Source organism: Flammeovirga kamogawensis, assembly GCF_018736065.1.
In the GTDB taxonomy this organism is placed as follows: domain Bacteria; phylum Bacteroidota; class Bacteroidia; order Cytophagales; family Flammeovirgaceae; genus Flammeovirga; species Flammeovirga kamogawensis.
Genome location: NZ_CP076128.1, coordinates 2,524,336 through 2,544,957, shown reverse-complemented (window position 1 = coordinate 2,544,957; position 20,622 = coordinate 2,524,336). Strand labels below are relative to the sequence as shown.

At 30.8% G+C, this 20,622-nt stretch carries 13 protein-coding genes; 10 read left to right on the top strand and 3 right to left on the bottom strand.

Annotated elements, in window-relative coordinates; translation table 11 throughout:
• The first annotated feature begins 105 nt into the window (after positions 1-105).
• The 6 genes from KM029_RS10080 (at position 106) to KM029_RS10055 (ending at position 11,049) form a co-directional block, all read left to right on the top strand.
• A complete protein-coding gene (locus tag KM029_RS10080; RefSeq protein WP_144073175.1) occupies positions 106-2,211 on the top strand; it encodes a tetratricopeptide repeat protein in 2,106 nt (701 codons plus the stop codon).
• A gap of 2 nt (positions 2,212-2,213) precedes the next feature.
• On the top strand, positions 2,214-2,900 hold the full coding sequence (locus KM029_RS10075) for a YjjG family noncanonical pyrimidine nucleotidase (RefSeq protein WP_144073174.1): 687 nt from the start codon (positions 2,214-2,216) through the stop codon (positions 2,898-2,900).
• 41 nt (positions 2,901-2,941) lie between these two features.
• The gene (locus KM029_RS10070) at positions 2,942-6,451 is read left to right on the top strand and encodes an SNF2-related protein (RefSeq protein WP_144073173.1); all 3,510 of its coding nucleotides are present in this window, start codon (positions 2,942-2,944) and stop codon (positions 6,449-6,451) included.
• A 187-nt stretch (positions 6,452-6,638) separates the two neighbouring features.
• Entirely contained in the window at positions 6,639-6,779 is a 141-nt protein-coding gene (locus KM029_RS10065; protein ID WP_158631021.1) for a hypothetical protein, read from the top strand.
• 224 nt (positions 6,780-7,003) lie between these two features.
• Positions 7,004-8,905 carry a glycoside hydrolase family 71/99 protein gene (locus KM029_RS10060; RefSeq protein WP_144073172.1) on the top strand — a complete coding sequence of 634 codons (1,902 nt, stop codon included), beginning with the start codon at positions 7,004-7,006 and terminating at the stop codon, positions 8,903-8,905.
• Positions 8,906-9,162: 257 nt separating this feature from the next.
• Complete coding sequence (locus KM029_RS10055) at positions 9,163-11,049, top strand: glycoside hydrolase family 71/99 protein (RefSeq protein WP_144073171.1); 1,887 nt, start codon at positions 9,163-9,165, stop codon at positions 11,047-11,049.
• 97 nt (positions 11,050-11,146) lie between these two features.
• Here KM029_RS10055 and KM029_RS10050 read toward each other — a convergent pair whose 3' ends face one another.
• Positions 11,147-12,349, bottom strand: a complete 1,203-nt coding sequence (locus tag KM029_RS10050) for an aspartate aminotransferase family protein (RefSeq protein ID WP_144073170.1) — start codon at positions 12,347-12,349, stop codon at positions 11,147-11,149.
• A 189-nt stretch (positions 12,350-12,538) separates the two neighbouring features.
• Complete coding sequence (locus KM029_RS10045; protein ID WP_144073169.1) at positions 12,539-12,901, bottom strand: hypothetical protein; 363 nt, start codon at positions 12,899-12,901, stop codon at positions 12,539-12,541.
• A 237-nt stretch (positions 12,902-13,138) separates the two neighbouring features.
• On the opposite strand from KM029_RS10045, the gene KM029_RS10040 reads away from it, so the two are divergent.
• Together KM029_RS10040 and KM029_RS10035 are read left to right on the top strand one after the other, a co-directional pair.
• Complete coding sequence (locus tag KM029_RS10040) at positions 13,139-14,572, top strand: sialate O-acetylesterase (RefSeq protein WP_144073168.1); 1,434 nt, start codon at positions 13,139-13,141, stop codon at positions 14,570-14,572.
• Positions 14,573-14,751: 179 nt separating this feature from the next.
• Positions 14,752-14,943, top strand: coding sequence for a hypothetical protein (locus tag KM029_RS10035; RefSeq protein WP_144073167.1), 192 nt, complete (start codon positions 14,752-14,754; stop codon positions 14,941-14,943).
• A gap of 83 nt (positions 14,944-15,026) precedes the next feature.
• On the opposite strand, the gene KM029_RS27020 is transcribed toward KM029_RS10035, so the two are convergent.
• The gene (locus KM029_RS27020) at positions 15,027-15,158 is read right to left on the bottom strand and encodes a hypothetical protein (protein WP_260412666.1); all 132 of its coding nucleotides are present in this window, start codon (positions 15,156-15,158) and stop codon (positions 15,027-15,029) included.
• A gap of 704 nt (positions 15,159-15,862) precedes the next feature.
• Here KM029_RS27020 and KM029_RS10030 point away from each other — a divergent pair.
• Both KM029_RS10030 and KM029_RS10025 read left to right on the top strand, forming a co-directional pair.
• Positions 15,863-18,955 carry a SusC/RagA family TonB-linked outer membrane protein gene (locus tag KM029_RS10030; RefSeq protein ID WP_144073166.1) on the top strand — a complete coding sequence of 1,031 codons (3,093 nt, stop codon included), beginning with the start codon at positions 15,863-15,865 and terminating at the stop codon, positions 18,953-18,955.
• Positions 18,956-18,966: 11 nt separating this feature from the next.
• Positions 18,967-20,592 (top strand): RagB/SusD family nutrient uptake outer membrane protein, encoded by a 1,626-nt coding sequence (locus KM029_RS10025; RefSeq protein WP_144073165.1) that lies wholly within the window; start codon positions 18,967-18,969, stop codon positions 20,590-20,592.
• Positions 20,593-20,622 lie beyond the last annotated feature (30 nt).

Below are 20,622 nucleotides of genomic sequence, written 5' to 3'. Positions count from 1 at the left end.
TCATAGAAAATGCTTTTTATGTAGTTAATCTCCTAAATCTTTTAATAGCTTAATGCCATATTTGAATATCTGTTATTCGATTACCTAACTACAAAGTCGATAAAGTTGAGTGTTTCAATTATAGTACTTCTCTTTTTATTTGGTCCATCAGATAGTTTAACAACAGTATTAAACGATACAGTTATTATAGATCAGCAGTTGGAACAATTCTACTCTCATTACAAACAAAGAAGCGATAGTGCTGCTTATTTTGCAAAAGAAGCCTTACGTCTTTCTAATCAGATTAAAGATGTAAGTAGAGCGGGAAAGTCTGCTCATTATTTAGGTGTTTATTATCATGGTTTAAATATTAATTATGACAGTGCTCAGAAATATTATCTTCTTGCTACAGATCCCTCTAGAACCCCTTATGAATTATGTATGACATACACTAACCTTGGTAATATTTATCATAGTATGCAGTATGAAAAAACAGCAATGCGTAATTTAATTTTGGCAGAGAAATATGCTATTCAAGCTAAGAGTAAGTCTAAGCTCAGTAATATTTATACCCTAATAGGAAGTATTCTTTTGGGTACAAAGCAATATGATAGAGCAATTAGTTATTACAATAAAGCTTATAATCTCGCTTTAGAAGAAGATAAACCCAAAAGACAATCTAACGCTATTAATAATATTGGTATTGTTTATAAGGATAAGCAAGTATTCGATAAGGCGATTAAATATTTTAAGCAGAGTTATTTAATTAGACAAGAACACGGTACTCCAAAACATTTACTTGAGTCTTGTATAAATATTGCTGATAGTTATTTAGGAGTTAATAAATTAGATTCAGCAAGCACTTACATTAATCTTGCTCAACAATTATATACTAAAAATTCTATTGATAGTTGGTCAGCAGAATTATTGATTTTAAAAGCAAATTATAATTTCAAGATCAAAAAATACAGAGAAGCAGAGAAACTCTATAAGGAAGGATTAGCTGTTGCCGTAGAACGAAAAAGTTTAAAAGATCAGGCAATAGTGAAAAAGGGCTTAGCTGAAATTTATACAAAAACAAATCAGTTTAGAAAAGCCAATATTCAACTATCTAGTTTTTTAGAAATTGATGAGAAAGCAGATAGTATTAAGGCGAGTATTGAAGTGGCAGATATTCTTTTAGGTTTTGAAGTGGGAAAAACAGAAGCAGAAAATAAAGCTTTAAAACTTGCTGCAGAACAAACCGATAAACTGTTACTCTATCAAAGAACATTATTATTTATATCGTCATTGAGTTTAGTTTTATTGATAATTCTTATCAGTTACCTCAATAAATCGTTTAGAAAATCTAAAATTTTAAATTTAGAATTAGAAGATAGTTTAGATATAGTTAAACATCAAAAGGCAGAAATAGAAAAAAAGAATGCCGATTTATCAATAGCATTAGAAGTAGTGAATGTACAGAAAGAACAACTTACTTCTACAAATAATAAATTACACGAAAGTATTCGCTATGCTAAAGGGCTACAATCATCTATGCTGCCTTCTAAAGATAAATTGAATGAACTTTTAGGTGATCATTTTATATTCTTTAAGCCAAAAGACCAAGTGTCAGGAGATTTTTATTGGGTATATGAGGTTGATAATATTAAATATGTGGTTTGTGCAGATTGTACAGGGCACGGTGTACCTGGAGCCTTTTTATCTGTTCTTGGTGTAGCAAGTTTAGAATATATAATTAATATTGAAGGTGTAAGAAAGCCATCTGAAATATTATATAAAATTAATAATAGGTTTATTGCTCTTTTAAAAGACCTCTCAAATTATATTCAAGATGGGATGGATATTTCTGTTGTTGCTTATCATTTAGATAGAGAAGAAATTGAATTTAGTGGAGCAAGAGCAAAAGTATATTTAAAACAAAACGATAATTTAAACCTTTATAATACAGCTAAAAAAGCTGTTGGAGAAGAAAAAAACACCTCTTTTACAGATACCATAGTTAAGGTGAAAAAAGGAGATGCTTTATTTTTATCTACAGATGGGTATAAGGACCAATTTGGAGGTAAAAAAGGTAAAAAATTAATGCATAAGAATTTTAAAATTTTATTAGATGAAATAGCAGAAATGGATACAAAACAACAATATAAAGTTGTTAGAAATTCATTTAATGAGTGGAAAGGTTCTTATGATCAAGTAGATGATGTATTAGTGATAGGTATAAAGATATAAGCATGAATAAAGATACAGTCGAACATATATTTTTTGATTTAGACCATACATTATGGGATTTTGAAAAAAACTCTGAAGAAACTCTTACTTACCTTTTCCATAAATATGATATTGGTGATGGTAATGTAGCTCTTCAAGATTTCTTATCAGCGTATAGAAAAGCAAATTTTGAGTTATGGGAACTGTATAATTTTAGTAAAGTCACAAAAGAAGAAATTAGAGATAGACGCTTTCCTATGACTTATACAACTATTGGTTTAGATCCAACTACTACGCCTCCAACAATTGGAGAAGAATACCTAGAAATATGCCCAACTAAACCCAATTTAATACCCGGTACTAGAGAGTTACTAGCTGCTTTAGAAGGAAATTATACGATGCATATTTTATCAAATGGTTTTGATGCTACACAAGCTATAAAGCTAGAAACTACAGGTATCGGTCAATATTTTTCTACAATAGTTACCTCTGAATCTTGCGGACATAAAAAACCATCAGCTAAAATTTTTGATTTTGCATTGCAACAAGCAGGAGCGTCAAAAGAAAATTCTATAATGATTGGAGATAATCCCATTACAGATATTAAAGGAGCAAAAGAATACGGTTTACCAACAATTTATTTTGGTACAGAAGCTACTGTTGCAGATATAGAAATAGATAATCTGCTTTTAATTTTAGAGCATTTATAAGCGATCTTAATATCTTTGCAATAAATTTAGAATGAACAGTTATGGCAAGGATTGTATACGGTAAAACATGGTGGGGGAAGCAGTGGTTAAATGCTTTAACAGATATAGATTGGAGCAATAGATTACCCAGAGGAAAAACGTATGCAAATAAAGGTGCAGTAGAAAAATTAGATCATTCTACTCCTAAAATAACTGCTATTGTAGAGGGTTCTTACCATAATTGGTACAATCAAAAAGTTGAACTGATTCCTTTTACTAAAAAGGAAAAAGAAACGCTAGTTCAGCATTTATTAGAGAATGAACTTGTGGTTGTAAAACTACTTTCTGGACAGATGGACCACTCTGTAAAAGAAGTATTAGAATCTTTACAAATTTCTTTATTTCCTACTTCTTGGAATGATTTATCAATGCATTGTAATTGCCCAGATATGGCCGTTCCTTGTAAGCACCTTGCAGCCGTAATTTATGTACTTACGCAAGAAGTTGATAAAAATCCTTTTCTACTATTTGAATGGAAAGGATTAGATTTAAAAGAAGAGCTTGCAAAAGCAACAGGTATTAAAAGTTTATCTTCTGCTCCAATTTTAGATATTAATTTATTACTAAATGATGTAGCAAATAGCGCTGTTACTACCTCTACAAATAATGTATTAGATTTTTCAAAAATAACTTCTCTAACCACATCTTTATTTACTTTATTAGTTGATGCACCTTTATTTAGTTCATCGAATTTTAAAGAATTACTTCAGAAGCTTTACGTAAAGGTGAAACGAAATGCTATAAAAGGTAATGTCAGTTTGGAAAGAGATGAAGTGCTAATAAATAAGTTGAAAAATACTGAGGAGTTATATCTAATTCTTGATCTACAACTCCAATTGTGGGATTGTTTTTCGTATGAAGACGAAAGTTACATTTCATTCTTTAATGGACGAAAAGCAACTGTTTCTGATGTAGTTGAACTTATAGAAGTTCTTTCTGATGAAGAACTCGTTGAAATGCCCACTTTTGTTCGTCAATTAAAAGAAATTTCCATTTTTTGTAATCAATTGATGGAAAAAGGAGCATTTGTTCCAAGAATTTTAAAGAATGAAGAAGTATATTTTATTGAGTGGGTACCTGCTAGTTTTGAAAAATCTGTTAGCGATTTAATCAAACAGTTAGAAGCAGCTATTGAGCTTGATAAAGTAATCGTAAAGACGAATGAGGGAATGCGTTTCTTACCTGTACAAGAAGTTGTAAATAATTTATGCCATCTTTTTATTCAACATGAAATAGAAAAATTATCGGCAGGGTTTATCACTCCAGAAGAAGAAATTTCTAATCTATTTTTTGAAGGGTTACCCAATTCTTTCCAACAAGTTGGTAAAACAGAAGTTCCTCAAAATATTCAGCATTGGTTAAAAGTATTTTCTATAACTCACAGAGAATTTTTACCAGCTATTCAGTTATTAGAAGAAGAGGAACATTATTTTGTACGAGTTGTAATTACAACAAAAGACAATACAGAAGCACCAATTTCATTACCAATTTTTTGGAATGACCCAGCGTATAGTAATTATAAATATGATGTTTTACAGGATTTGCAGATCATAGCATCACAATACCCGGATTTAGAAACACATATTTTATCTAAAGGTAAGCAGCCTTTAATGTACAATAAAGAAGAAATTGTAGCAATTCTTTTCGAAATATTTCCTGTAATAGAGTTATCAGGTATTTCACTATTAATGCCAAAAGCTTTAAAGAAACTTATTCAACCCTCATTATCAATTAGAGCAGCTGTTGAGGGTATTCCAGACGAAGGGGAGAAAAGTTTTATGGGTATTCAACAGTTATTAGTATTTAATTGGAATATAGTAATTGGAAATTTGTCTATTTCAAAAGAAGAATTTTTAGCTAATTATGCTCACTTAACAGGTATTGTAAAAGTTAAAAACGAATACATACATTTTGATAAAGAAGCTATTCAAGAATTGTTAAAAGAGATAGATACTCCTCCTAAGTTTAAACCACATCAGATGACACAAGCACTTTTCTCAGAAGAAATTGAAGGGAAAAGTTTAACCTTTACAAATGAGCTAAAGGATTATATAAAAGAGTTAACATTAGATAGAAATGTACTTTTACCTACAGGATTAAAAGCAACTTTAAGACCTTATCAGGAAAAAGGATTTAAATGGATGTATAAAAATACTAAAGTTGGTTTCGGTAGCCTCATTGCAGATGATATGGGGTTAGGGAAAACGTTACAGGTAATTACATTATTATTAAAACTAAAAGAAGAAGGAGTTTTAGGTAAGAAAAAAGCGTTAGTAACTGTACCAACTAGTTTACTAACCAATTGGCAAAAAGAAATAATTAAGTTTGCACCGAGTTTAAATGCATCGGTATTTCATGGCAGTAATAGAAAATTAGAAAAAGAATTTGATGTTCTTATAACAACGTATGGAATAGCAAGAACAGAAGAAAAAGAACTGAAGAAATTAAAGTGGGCAGTAATGGTTATTGATGAGGCTCAGAACATAAAGAACCCAAGTGCTCAGCAAACCAAAATAATTAAAAGTATTAAGGCTGATACCTATATTGGAATGAGTGGTACTCCTGTAGAAAATAGATTATCTGAATATTGGAGTGTGATGGATTTTGTAAATAAAGGATATCTAGGTACACTATCAAATTTTACTAAAACAATAGCACAGCCTATTCAGAAATCAAGAGATTTTGAAGTGCTTGATTATTTTAAAAGAATAACCCAACCATTTATTTTAAGGAGATTAAAGACCGATAAATCCATCATTACTGATTTACCAGATAAGATTGAGAAAAATCAATACATAAATTTATCACCTGCTCAAACAGTTATTTATAAGGAACTAGTAGATAGTGCCATGAAAGAAATTGCTGAAAATGAGGGGAAAGCTAAAAAAGGATTAGTTTTAAAAATGATGATGGGATTGAAGCAGATCTGTAATCATCCTCAATTATTTTTAAAAGATCCTGCCTTACCTGCCGAAGATTCAACTAAAGTAAAACGTCTTTTTGAAGTCTTAGATCAAGTGAAAGAAAAAGGTGAAAAAGTACTGATATTTACACAATATAAATTTATGGGTACTTTATTACAAAAATGGATTGAACTGCGATATGACAAGAAACCTCTATTTTTACATGGAGGGAATTCAAGAAAAGAAAGAGATAAGATGGTAGATCAGTTTCAGACAATGCGTACTGAAAACATTTTTCTGTTGTCATTAAAAGCTGCGGGAACAGGTTTAAATCTTACCCAAGCAAACCATGTGGTACATTTTGATTTATGGTGGAACCCTGCTGTAGAAGCACAAGCAACAGATAGAGCATATAGAATTGGTCAGAAGAAAAATGTTATTGTGCACAGAATGTTATGTAAAGGTACAATTGAAGAGAAGATTGATGTAATGCTTCAACATAAAAAAGAACTTTCTGACATGTCTATTGCTGAAGGAGAAACTTGGATTGGTAATTTAAATGATGATGAATTGAGAGAAATGGTTCATTTAGAGGGGGTAAATGAATAATATAGGGTGAGAGAAATATTTTAAAAGTTGAATATTTGTTCACCTGAGTTCAGAAATAGTATCAAATTGTCATTTTTTTAGCACTCAATTAATTTTTGCTATTTTTTGATCAATTTTTAGGCTTACCTCTGTGTTAGGAGTATTAAATTGCAAGAGTAATATAAATACTTATTTAATTTTTTTGATTATGACTGCAACACAAAACATCCAAACAAAAGAGCAAGCTCTAGCTAAAATTATCAATAATGACCTTAAGAAAAAGAAATGGGACAAGGCATCGAAATGGTTGAAAGAGCAAATGATACAATGGGAAATTGAAAAAAATTAGGCTACTCTCTAAAAGAAAAAAATAACCTTTAAGAATTTAAATTCTTAAAGGTTATTTTTTTATATAAGCACTTTTTTGACCTGTTTAAATACTAATTTGTTGAATATATGTAATAAGTATATTGTTCTTGTAATGTTGTTCTATATTGAAATGAATTCTTCCGGAGATGATGTGAACTACTATTAAAGTAAACCATAATTCTAATTATTAGCACAACAAATAAAATGAAACATTTTTTACGATTATTTACTCTAGTGTTTTTACACTTATGTATTAGTACTACTATTTATGCACAAACAGATGATTTAAGCTTACCTCTTTTTAATAAAAAAATGGTAATGGCAAGAAATCAGCCTCTCTATAATTTTAGTAAAGATTTAGGGCTTTTAAGTGCTATGAAATACGATAAACTACAAGGAGATGACCTTGATAGTTTAAATGGCAGGTATAGAACTTATACGCCAATGGTATCTGAAATGGCAAATCCAATGTCTTTAGAAGAGTCTGTAGAATATGAAATGCGAGCAGCAAAAAAAATGGGTATAGATGGATTTAAATTTATATTCTACGTTGCAGGTAATCGTTATTATATAGACAAATTTGTACACGTTATTAATGCCTATTTTAAGGTAGCAAAAAAAGAAAATATTGATTTTAAATTTTCATTAGCTCTAATTAATGCAAAAAATAAATCATTTAGAGATAATGAAATACAAAGATTATTAGTTTACCGTATTTCGGAATTATTTAGCTCGACAGATTTATCAGATAATTGGTTAAAATCGCCTGATGGAAGAATAATTCTTTTTACACAAAAGCCGAATTTTATTATAAAAGATTTTTGGGGAATTAAAGACCCTAAACAATTTGTCAATGATCCTTCAAAAATGAAAAGGATTGGAGATGCATATAAAGATGTAGCAGCAAAAGTAGGTGAAAGAATAGCTTTTGTTTATGAAACATCACACCCTGGAAGTCCAGCAATAACTAATCAAATATTGGATAATTTCCCGGCAGTTTCTGCCAATATTTACGGACAGGTATACCAACCAAATATTTCGTCTTTACAAAAAGTATGTAAATCAAGGGGAAGAGAATATATTCAAGAGGTTTTTGCTGACCTAGTAGGGTCACAACTTATGGTAAAAGAAACTGGCAAAAAAATTAATGAGAACTCTCCATTATCAAAAAAGATATCCTACAAAAATACGTTCTTATTAGTACCAGGCATTAAGCTAACAACATCATATAGAAATTTATTAGAAGAAAGTATTAATAGAGAAGCAGACTTTATAAGTTTATCCTCTTGGAACTGTTACGATGAGGGCTCTCAAGTTTCTCCAGAAGTACACCATGGTTTTAGTTATGGGATTTTATTAAAGTACTATAAGAAAATATGGCAAAAAGGAACAAGTGCTTCAGTAGAAGAAACAGCGATGGTTTCTTACAAACAATACCCTGTAGCTTCTATGGAAGCTGGGCAAATTGAATTAAGAAAAGGTATGAACTACTCTTCTTATGAAGAACTTGATAGTATAGAAGTAATTACTATTTTAAATTCAGAAGCAGATATTTATTGTAATGGAAATTTCTTAGCATCAGGAAAAGCAGGTATTAATGTAAACTATGCCCCTTTAAAAATGGGAACAGTAAAAGTGACTGTAAAAAGAGGTGGTTCTACTATTTTAAAAATTGATACTGAAAAGCCAATTGTAAAAACACCATTAAGAACAGATTGGCAAACAAATAGTTATTCTACTCAAGATCACGTAATGCTAAGTGTAATGCAAAACTTGATTTTAGATAAAGAGATGGAGAATATGAAAAGAAGATTTTTGATTGATGCTAGTCAACAATCTTTATGGCGATTAGCCGCTCATGAAAAGTTTAAAACGAATATTCAAAATATTCAGAAATACGGTGATCAGCCTGAAAAGTATAAGCAATTATCAGAAAAAGCGAAAAAGGAATATAGAGCATCCGTTGAGAAAATATTAAGTGAATTTGATTACCAAATTTGGATTGATATGGAAGATGAAGCGGAGAAAAATGTTGGTATTACAGACCTTAATGCTCCTTTACTTGGTACTGTTATAGAAGAGTATAATGTATTGGAAGCAAACTAGTATTTGTTGTGTGAATTAGGTTAGAGAGACTATTCAATTAATAGTGTAGTCTCAATTTTTAAAGATAGGAAGTTGATATTTTCAGCTTCCTATTTTTGTGCTTTAATAATTTCATTATGCTAATAAAAAAGTATCATAAAATTGTTTTGTGTTCTTTTTTGAAAAAATATTATCCATAGTAAATAATGAGGAGTTCTAGATTGCATCATTGTTTTTTATAAATGACTATTTCTTTTAAATAACACAATTACAGAATAATGAAAAAACTACTACACTTATTTTTATTTCTTTTTTTCTCATTTACAATAGTTGCTCAACCTAATAATAGCGAACTTAATTTACCTCTTTTTAGTAAGAAACTTGTTATGGCTGAATGCCAACCTGTATATAATTTTAGTAAAGATTTAGGTCTGCTATCTGAAATGAAATACGAAGATTTACAAGGTAAAGGTTTAGATAAACTGAGAGGGAAATATAAAACCTATACCCCAATGGTGTCGGAAATGTTTAACCCAATGTCTTTAGAAGAATCTGTAGCATTTGAGATGTTAACAGCTAAATCTATGGGTATTGATGGCTTTAAATTTACTATTTTTATAAATGGAAATAAGCATTATATAGATAAGTTTGTAAAGATAATAGAGACCTATTTTAAAGTAGCAGAACAAAGAAATATAGACTTTAAGTTTACTTTAAATTTAATGTTTTATAAGCAGAAAAACTTTCCTGCTTCTCGTTTAAAAAAGGTAGCTACAGATCGTTTATTAGAGATGTTTGAAAAGACAGATCATTCAAATTACTGGTTAAAATCGCCTGATGGAAGAGTCGTGATTTTTACATTAAGACCTGAATGTATTTCAGAAGTAGGATGGAATGCCAAAGACATTAATTCTTATTTAAACGACCCGAGTATTATTAAAAATATTGCTCAAGAATTTGAAGATATTCGCTTAAATGTTAGAGAGAAGATTGCGTTTGTGTATTCTACACCTTTTCCTGAAAATGAAATTTTGACAAATATGATATTGGATTATTTTCCGGCGGTATCTACTACCTCTCATCAACAATCAAGAAATATTGAGCCTGTTAGACAAGTATGTAAAGAGAGAAATAGACCCTTTCTTCAAGAAGTAATAACAGATCATTTGGGTTCTCAATTGTACTCTAAAATATCTAATAAAACTATAAGACCTAACTCTAAGAAAGCAAAAGAAATAAACTTTAAAGATACATATACAGTTAGTCAAAGCTTTAAATTAACGGCTACATATAGAGATTTATTAAATAAAGCTGTTGAAAGAGACGCATCATTAATACTCCTATCTTCTTGGAATAAATATTCAATAGGTTCACATATTTCGCCAGAAGTACATCATGGTTTTAGTTATGGTATTTTATTAAAATATTATAAAGATTTATGGTATAATGAAGATCCTATTAAGAATGAAATAGCCATAGTATCTTATAAGCAGTACAGTATTAATCAAATGGGGTATGGAGGAGTAGAAATAAGACCAACTCTAGAGTTTAAGCCATTAATAGAAAGCGATAGTATTGAGGTTATTTCTATACTAAAAGCTCCTGCTGATATTTATTGTAATGGTCATTTTTTAGGAGAAGGAAAAGCAGGACTAAATGTGCATTATGCACCTTTAGAAGTAGGAGAAGTAAAAGTACTTGTAAAACGTAATAAGGCAGTTATTCTAAAACTTAATGCAAATAAAGAGATTGTTGAAAGTCCTAGAAGAACAGATTGGTTAACAAATAGCTATTCTACACAAGATGAAAAATTGAGTAGAGCTTTTCAGAATATTATTTTAGATCAGGAAATGGCCAATATGAGAAAAAGGTTTTTATTAGATGAAAAGCAACAAACAAAATGGCGTTTAGCTGCTAGTACGAAGTTTACTACAAATATCAAGAATATTCAAAAATATGGAGACCGACCAAGCAAAGTGGCAGATTTAAAGAGTAAAACGAAAAGTGAATATAGAGAAGTAATAAGTACTATTTTATCTGAATTCGATTACCAAGTTTGGGTTGATATGGAAGATGAAGCAGAAAAAAATAGAGGTATTGTAGATGTTAACGCTCCAATGCAGGGTGCTGTATTAGAGGAATATAATATACTAGAAGCCAATTAGAAATTAGTTGTTGTGTGAGTATTACAGAAGTAATATATTGTTTGAACTAGAGGTGTTAAAACAGGAAGTAGATGAGTCAACTTCCTGTTTTTTTCTTCTAGATATGACTATCAATAGCTTCTAAAATAATTTTACAAGCTTTATCAATTTCATCATCTGAAATGGTTAAAGGAGGAGCGATTCTAAATGCATATGGTGTAGAAAGAAACCAATATGTAATAACACCCTTCTCAATACAAGTAGTCACTACGTTATTTACTAGTTCAAAATTTTCCATATCTATGGCAAACATTAACCCTTTCCGTCTAATTTCTTTAATGGCAGGGTGCCCTTTTAATTGATCTTCTATACGTTGCCCTTTACGTTCTACATCTTCAATAATTTTATCATTAATTAATGTATTGATCACAGCATTAGATGCAGCACAACAAACTGGATGACCTCCAAATGTAGTAATATGCCCTAAAATAGGATCATGAGATAAAACCTTCATTTTATCAGCAGAAGAAATAAAACAGCCCATTGCCATACCACCAGCCATGCCTTTTGCAATAGTTAGGATATCAGGAACTACACCAAAATGTTCGAATGCAAAGAATTTACCTGTACGCCCGAAACCTGTCTGAATTTCATCAAAGATTAACTGTGCACCTACTTCATCACAGCGCTTACGGAGTGCCTTCATATAATTTACTGATGGTATTCTTACACCTGCATCTCCTTGTATGGGCTCAACAATTACACCAGCAGTACGCTCCGTAATTTGTTGTAAATCTGCTTCAACATTAAATTCAATAAAACGAACATCAGGTAATAAAGGGCGAAAAGCATTTTTCTTTACTTCATTTCCAGATACACTTAAAGAGCCATGTGTATTGCCATGGTAAGATCTTTTAAAACTAATTAGTTCTGTTCTTCCTGTATACCTTTTAGCAAGTTTTAAAGCAGCCTCGTTAGCTTCTGTACCAGAGTTCACAAAATATGTACTGTTTAATGTACTAGGTAGTACAGATAAAAGACTTTTTGTTAAGTCAATTTGAGGTTTCTGTACCATCTCACCATAAACCATCACAAATAAATATTTATCTACTTGATCTTTAATGGCTTTAATAATATTAGGGTGTCCATGTCCCAAATTATTTACAGCAATACCCGAAATTAGATCCATATATGCTTTGCCGTTAGTATCGTACATATATACACCTTTTGCATAATCTATCTCAATACCTAATGGGTAAGGAGATGTTTGTGCCTGATGTTCAAAAAATATATCTCTGTTTGATTTTTTACTGATGTCCATAAGATATCATCTATATTTTAGGTAAGCTGTAAGCGTACAACCTTACTTTTTGATTTTTATTTATAGGCAAAGTTAATCAACCCAAAAAGATTTATATAGAGAATAGTGTTATGACATTTAAATAGTTAGCAATAAAAAAGAGTAGCTAACGAATTAACCACTCTCTTGTGTATCGAATAAAAAATGAAGTTATTTTACATCTTTCATTTTTGGTTGAAGTTCTTTTACAAATGCATAGTATTCTTTTTGATTGACTTTAGATTCAGTCATAATCATTTTACTATACTTTTTGTTGATGACTTTGATTTGAGCTTTTGCTTCTTCTGGTGTGATTTCGTTATTTTTTTTAGCCTTAAAAACAACTTGGGCCTCATCCATATGAGATAATTTAATCTCGTAGACTTTTGTTTCTACTTCTTTCGATAAGTTAAATTCTTGAGCAAATTCTGTCGCAAAAAATGCTGATTTTTTTTGTTTGCTATTTTTCTTTTGTTGTCCGAAAGCAGTAAGCGTAGTCAATACTGCAAATAAAATAATGAAGTACTTTTTCATACTAAGTAAATTTTAAAAAATAAATATTTAAGTGATGTTTGTCTTTCACTTTTTCTGTAGTCTATTTTCTAAATATATCACTAAAAAATCTTAGAATGTTGTTATTGTGTCTTTTATTGATATAAATCAGTCTTTTCATGACCTATTTTGAACATTATAGTTTTATCAAATACATGGTAACTATTTTAGTAATCCCTTTATATAAAGAACGTATTTTTTATAATTATTGAGATTGAAATGAAAGCAAAATTATTATCAACCGGATTAGTATTATTAATAGCAACTATCTCTTTTGGGCAAACTAAAGTGGGAAGTATGTTTACAAATCATATGGTTTTACAACAACAAGCTAATGTTAAGATTTGGGGAGTTGATAAACCAAAAACTAAAGTTACAGTTTCGGGAAGCTGGGGTGAAGACATTATTACCAAAACATCTAAAGAAGGAAAGTGGCAAGTAGAGTTGCCTACACCAAAAGGTAGTTTTACACCTTACACAGTTACTGTTATCGGATCTTCAGAAATACACTTATCAGATGTACTAATAGGAGAAGTATGGTTAGCGTCTGGTCAATCAAATATGCAAATGCCGTTAAAAGGTAATAAGAATCAGCCTGTTCAAGGAAGTGCTCAAGCAATATTAGAAGCAAGTAAGCCAAATCATATTCGGTTATTTACAGTAAAGCCATCTTATGGTATAAAAACACAAGATAGTTTAGAAGGGGAGTGGAAAGTAGCAACATCTTTATCAGCTAGAAATTTTAGTGCTGTAGCTTATTTCTTTGGAAAAAATATTGCAGAATATATTAATGTACCTGTGGGTTTAATTAATTCTTCTAGAGGAGCAACGCAGGCTGAATGTTGGATGAGTGAAAAAACACTAACTACAGTAAGTAAAAAGAAAGTACCATTAGACAATGCCTTAATTCCTAAAAAAGATACGGGCCTAACTCCATCTGTATTTTATAATCATATGATTTACCCTTTAGTCGGTTATTCTATTAAAGGAGTAATATGGTACCAAGGGGAATCGAATAGAATGGAGGCTGCACAATATACCGAGGTGTTAACTGCATTAATCAATAGTTGGAGAGCAGAATGGAACCAAGGTGATTTCCCATTTTATCAAGTAGAAATAGCACCGTTTATTTATAAAAAAGGAGGAGACGAAGCGGCAAGACTAAGGGAAAATCAGTTTAAAATAACTACTCAAGTTAAAAATACAGGAATTGTATCTACGGTAGATTTGGGTGACATACGTTATATACATCCTCCAAGAAAAAAAGAAGTAGGAGATAGATTAGCACTATTGGCTTTAACAAATGAGTATGGCTTTGAAGGCATTGATGCGGTAGGTCCGTCTTTTAAAGGGTTTTCAATTGATAATAATAAGGTAAGAGTATCTTTTAAAGATGCCCCTAATGGAATTACTTCTTTTAGTAAAGAAATAACAGGCTTTGAAGTAGCAGGAGAAGACCAAGTGTTTTACCCTGCAACTGCTAGAATAGATAATAAGAAAGTAGCCGTGGTTGTATCGTCTGATAATGTAGCAAAACCTGTAGCAATTAGATATGCATTTAAAAATTTCTCAAATGCTAACCTATATGGAGTGGCTGGATTACCAGTTTTTCCTTTTAGAACAGATAATTGGGAAGATAGGAAAGAGAATTAAAGTCGTTTTTTAATACAAAAAGGTTAATATCTAACAATTTGGTCCTTTTTGGGAATAATCTGACCTTTTTTCGGAAATCGGTAGCTGTTTTAATAGCGTTATATAGATTGTAATCAGAAATTAACTTGTTGATTATCTGATGCTAAATTGAAAAATACTAATATTAAAATACTACAATTATGAAAAAGTTTATTATACCAATGCTATTAGGAATGTTTTTATTTTCATGTAATGAGAGTAACGATGAAGTAGAACCAATAGACCCAGGTTATGAGAACCCTGCAGATCCTAATATAGATCCAGATTATGGTAACCCTGGCGACAGTGAAGATAGCGACGTAGATCCTGGTTATAGTAACCCTGGTAACTAGTCATTAATTTATTTACTACTTAATGTAGAAAATATATATATAGAGAGGTTGATTAGAGCATTAAAAGCTTTAATCAACCTTTTTTATTTTTCTTCCTTTTGTGTAGTGTTACAATTCCCTCCACAACACGACGTACTAGATTGACAACCTATTTTAAAAACGCCCATTGCCGTAAAGTATCCTCCTAGAATAATTCCAACAATTTCTTTATCCATAACGGAAGGAATTAAAATGGCCAAGCCCAAGACTAACCATAAAAATCTAGTAACAGTCCAGCCCCTTAAGAGTTGGTTATTAAATAATTTATTTGTCATAATCGTAAGAAATAAGAGCCCTTACATTTATTGGTACTCTTTAATTTTTATAAAAATACAATATTAAAAGGATAGTTACTTTCCTGAATATATAATTAACGTGTTTTAAAGAAGGGACTAACTAAAAAGAGGTTTATAATAGCTTGCTTTTTTACAGTAATAAATGACATTCAGTTATATTTTTTTTGACCTCTTTATAGAGTGAAATAGTAAAGTTATTTTCGTAAACCATTCCTTTTTTTTAGAGTATATAGAATGTTATAAAACGTTAGTAGATGTTTGAAATTGTAATGAGATATACAAAGGATATACAACGTTTTTATGTTGTTTTTATTAACTTTTGTTAGTGTTAAAGAGGTTATTTTTAAATGCAAAATAATAAATTTTTATCTCACTATTTTGTTTTTAAATAACTGATTTACAATTGTTTGTTTATTTTGTTTAAGTGATAATTTTTTTAAGTAATGTTGTTTAATAAAGTTGTTTTTGACACTTATTGGCTATTACTTTTGATCTATTAATCATACAAAAAAAATGTTTTAAAAGTCAAAGCAAAACTTTAATAAACTCTTAATTAACAATCTATTCATCAAATTATTACTGAAATGAAAAAATTACAAAGAAAGAATGAATTTCGACTCTTCTTTGTTTTGTGTATTATGTTACTGACATATTCTTCTTATGCACAAAACAGGGTTATTTCGGGTCAGGTAAATGCCGCAGATGGTGGTGGTTCTTTACCTGGGGTAAGCGTTAAAATTAAAGGAACTACTATTGGAGCTATTACAGATTATGAGGGAAACTACAAAGTAGAAGTTCCAGAAGATGCAACTGAGTTGATATTTTCATTTATTGGTTTTACTCAACAAACTATACAAATAGGTACTAAATCGGTAATCAATGTAGCACTTCAAGAAGATGTAGAACAATTAGACGAAGTGATTGTAGTCGGTTATCAAGTACAAAAAAAATCTGTTATTACAGGTGCTATTGCTTCTGTTAAATCAGAAGACATTACTCAAACCCCTGTTCAAAATGCAGCTCAATCTATTCAAGGTAGAACACCTGGTGTGTTAGTAGCAGCAAAATCTGGTTCTCCAGGAGCAGATGTTGATATTAGAGTACGTGGTACTGGTTCTAATGGACACAATAATCCATTATTTGTAGTTGACGGTGTTCAAATGGATGACATTAAATACTTAAACCCAAGTGATATAGAATCTATGGAAGTTCTAAAAGATGCTTCTTCTGCTGCAATCTATGGATCAAGAGGTGCAAATGGTGTTATTTTAGTTACAACAAAACAAGGCAAAGAAGGTAGAACTACAGTTTCTTATGATGGTTATTATGGTATTCAAGAACCTTGGAGAAAAACACCTGTAATGAATGCTCATGAATATATGACGTTTCATAATGAAGGAGCAAAAAATGGTAATACAGGTCAAATCCCATTCGATAATGATGCATTAAATAATATCAAAAATGATACAGATTGGCAAGATGAAGTATTTCATAGTTCACCAATTCAGAGTCATAATGTTCAAGTTGCTGGAGGTACAGACAAATCATCTTACCTAGCTTCTGTAAGTTACTTTGGGCAAGAAGGCATTGTGGCACCAGAAAAATCTAAATTTGATAGATATACAGTTAGACTTAATACATCTCAAAAATTATCTGAATATTTTAGAATGGGTGTAAACATGGCCTTTTCTAGAGAAGAAAAAAGTGATGTAGGGGGTATTTTTCAAGATGCCTTATTGCATGACCCTTTAACACCTGTGTTTGAAGATGACTTATCTATTGTTGCTTCTGATTATGAAACTAAAATACCAAAACCAGCTAATCTAAATGGTCGTTATTATGGTATTTCTAATAGAAATTTAAATGAAACATATAATCCATTAGCAAAAATTCATAATGCTAATAACGAGAATGTTGATAATAAATTTATTGCTAATGCATTTTTAGAAATTACCCCCGGCATTAAAGGTTTAAAATTTAAAACGGATATTGCTACTACTATAAAAGGATGGTACAATAGATCTTATGGAGAGCCAGTTTATTGGAATGAACAAAGACAAGATCATAACTCATGGATAAATCAAGCTTCTGGAAATGAAACTGTTTTACAATGGGAGAATGTATTGACATATAACAAGAAACTAGGAAACCACAATTTAGATTTCTTAGTAGGAACTACAGCAAGAAGAAGTGTAAATAGAGGAAACTCATCAAGCGGAACAAACATGAAAATTCTAGGTTGGGATTATGCATGGGTAGATAATTCAGCTGAAGGAAAAACAAGAAATTCTGGAGGATATTATGGTGAGCATAGATTGGCTTCTTTCTTTGGTAAAGTTGGTTATAACTATAAAGAGAAATACCTATTTTCTGCAACTGGTAGATATGACGGTTCTTCTAACTTTGGTGATAATAATAAATTTAGTTTCTTCCCATCGTTCCAAGCAGGTTGGATTTTAACTCAAGAAGAGTTCTTAAAAAATAGCGATGTTCTTACTTTCTTAAAACTCCGTGGTTCATGGGGTAGAGTAGGTAATGAAAACATTGGAGCATTTGGTTATATGGCTAAAATAGAAAGTACTAACCCATATATTACTGGTAGAGGAGATGTGTTAACACCTGGTATGGCTGAGCAAAAAATGTCTAATGATAACCTTAAATGGGAAACTGCGGAAGAGTTTGATTTAGGGTTAGATGTTGGTTTCTTAAACGATATGTTTACCGCTACTTTTGATCTATATTCTAGACAGCGTAAAGATTTATTGAGTGATCTAAAAATTCCAGGTTTTATTGGTTTAGCTAGCCCTAGTTATAATTTAGGTACTGTTCAGAACCAAGGTGTGGAATTAGCATTAACTTATTCAAAAAGGAATGGTGACTTTAACTTTGATATAACAGCAAGTGGTTCTTATAATGATAATAAAGTATTAGAATTAAATAATGACGATGGCTATATCAATGGAGAGGGATTAGCTGGAGGAAAAGGAAATAATAGAATCGAAGAAGGTTATGCCATGCATTACATCTATGGTTTTAAAACAAATGGCATTTTCCAAAACCAAAGTGAAGTGGATGCATACACTAAAGATGGAAATGTAATTCAGCCCAATGCTCAAGCAGGTGATATCCGATATGTAGATATCAATAATGACGGTAAAATTGATGATGAAGATAGAACATACATCGGTGAGCCATTACATAAATGGATGTATGGTTTAAATGTTAGAATGAATTACAAAAATTGGGATTTAGCAATGTTCTGGCAAGGTCAGGCAGGTGCAAATATTGTAAATTCAACATTAAGAATGGATAACCTTGAAGGACAAAACTATCCAAAGCGTTGGTTAAATAGATGGACGGAAGAAGGAAGTACAAACGACTTCCCAAGGTTTACTTATAAAGATGAAAATAGAAACTACAATAACCTTAATGATATGGTTCATGTAGAAAGTTCTGATTATTTAAGGCTTAAAAACCTTCAAATTGGATACACACTACCTCAAAAAATAAGTAAAAAAGCAGGAATGAGTAAAACTAGAATTTATGTCTCAGGAAATAACCTATTGACATTTACAAATTACTCAGGTTTGGACCCAGAAGTAGGTACGCAAACATTTGATGGAGGTTCTTATCCTCAAGCAAGATCATACTTATTAGGTTTAAATGTTACTTTCTAAAGACAAATAAAATGAAAAATATAGTTAAAGTTTTAGTAGCATTATTATTTGCTTCTATTTCATCTTGTAGTAACTTTTTAGAGATAAAGCCAACTAATTCAATTAGTAAAGATGGTTTTTATAAAAATGCAACAGAGGCACATCAATCATTAATGGGTATTTATGAAAAGATGAGAGATGATGCTTGGGGAAAAGCAGATTTTAGAGCATTAGATATTGTTTTAAGTGATGATGGTTATGCTGGTGGAGGAAATACTGGTGATTTTTGGGAATTTAAAGAAATTAAAAGATTCCAAACTCAGACTACAAACCCAGCAATTTATGATTTGTGGAGAATTAATTATGCGGGTATTCAAAGAGCAAATACATTTTTAGCAGAATACGATAATATTAATTTCACAGATACTGAGGCAGAGAAAGAAAAAAACTACAAAGGAGAAGCCTTGTTTTTAAGAGCACATTATTACTTTACCTTAGTTAGGTTTTTTGAAAACATACTACTTTATACCGATCAAGTGGATGGTGAAAATTGGAAAACATTCCAACAAGCTACTCCTAAAGAAGTGTATGCTCAGATTGCAAAAGATATTTTAGAAGCAATTCCATTAATGAAAGAAACCCTTTCTGATAATGAATTGGGTAGGTTAACAAAGTTTGCAGCAGAAGCAGAATTAGTTAAAATCTATATGCTTTATACTGGTTATTATAACGAGAGTGTTTTACCAGTTAAAGATGGTGAAGCATTAACTAAAGCTGATATTATTAAATACGCAGACCATATTATAAACGAATCTGGTGCCGTATTAGCAACTAATTATGCAGACCTTTTTAACCAAAATGGAGATTACAATAAAGAAAGTTTATTCGAAATCCCTTCTGGTAGTCTTAATGATAAGGGAAATATTGTTTGTAAAATGTCTGGACCAAGAGATTATAACTCCGATATTTTATCGTCGGGATGGGGTTTTGGACCTCCTTCAATTGAATTGGCAGATGCTTTTGAAAAAGGTGACGTAAGAAAGATGTCTACAATTTCTTTTGCAAAAGATTTAATTGACCAGAAATTTACAGAAGGTCAAACAGGTTTATATTCAATCAATGATAATTTTACAGGTATGCATCCATTTAAATATACTACGCATACATGGAATAAAGTAGATGTAAACCCAGATTATAATTATGGCCAAAACTACCATTACATTCGTTTAGCTGATATTTTGTTATTAGCTGCAGAGCTCAATTTAGGTACTGATCAAGGAAAAGCTGAAAATTACTTTAATCAGGTAAGAACAAGAGCAGGTTTGGCTGCAAAATCAGGAATTACATTAACTGATATTCAAACAGAAAGAAGAGTAGAATTAGCTTATGAAGGTCATCGTTATTTTGATATTCTTAGAAGAGGATTAAGTAATGTTGCAAACGAAATAAATGTTGATAAAAAGCAACTTAATGATTCACCAAACTTCCCTCAATCTACGGATTCTAAGTATTTAAATGGAAACCTAAATATGACAGGAGAAACGGGTAACCTTACTGATTATAACGTAACATTTGATGTTGCTAAAAAAGGATTTTTCCCTATCCCTCAAGAAGAGAGAGATTTGTTTCCTGCTTTAAAACAAAATGATGGGTATTAATCTATAAGAATAGAAAAGTTGTGGATACAT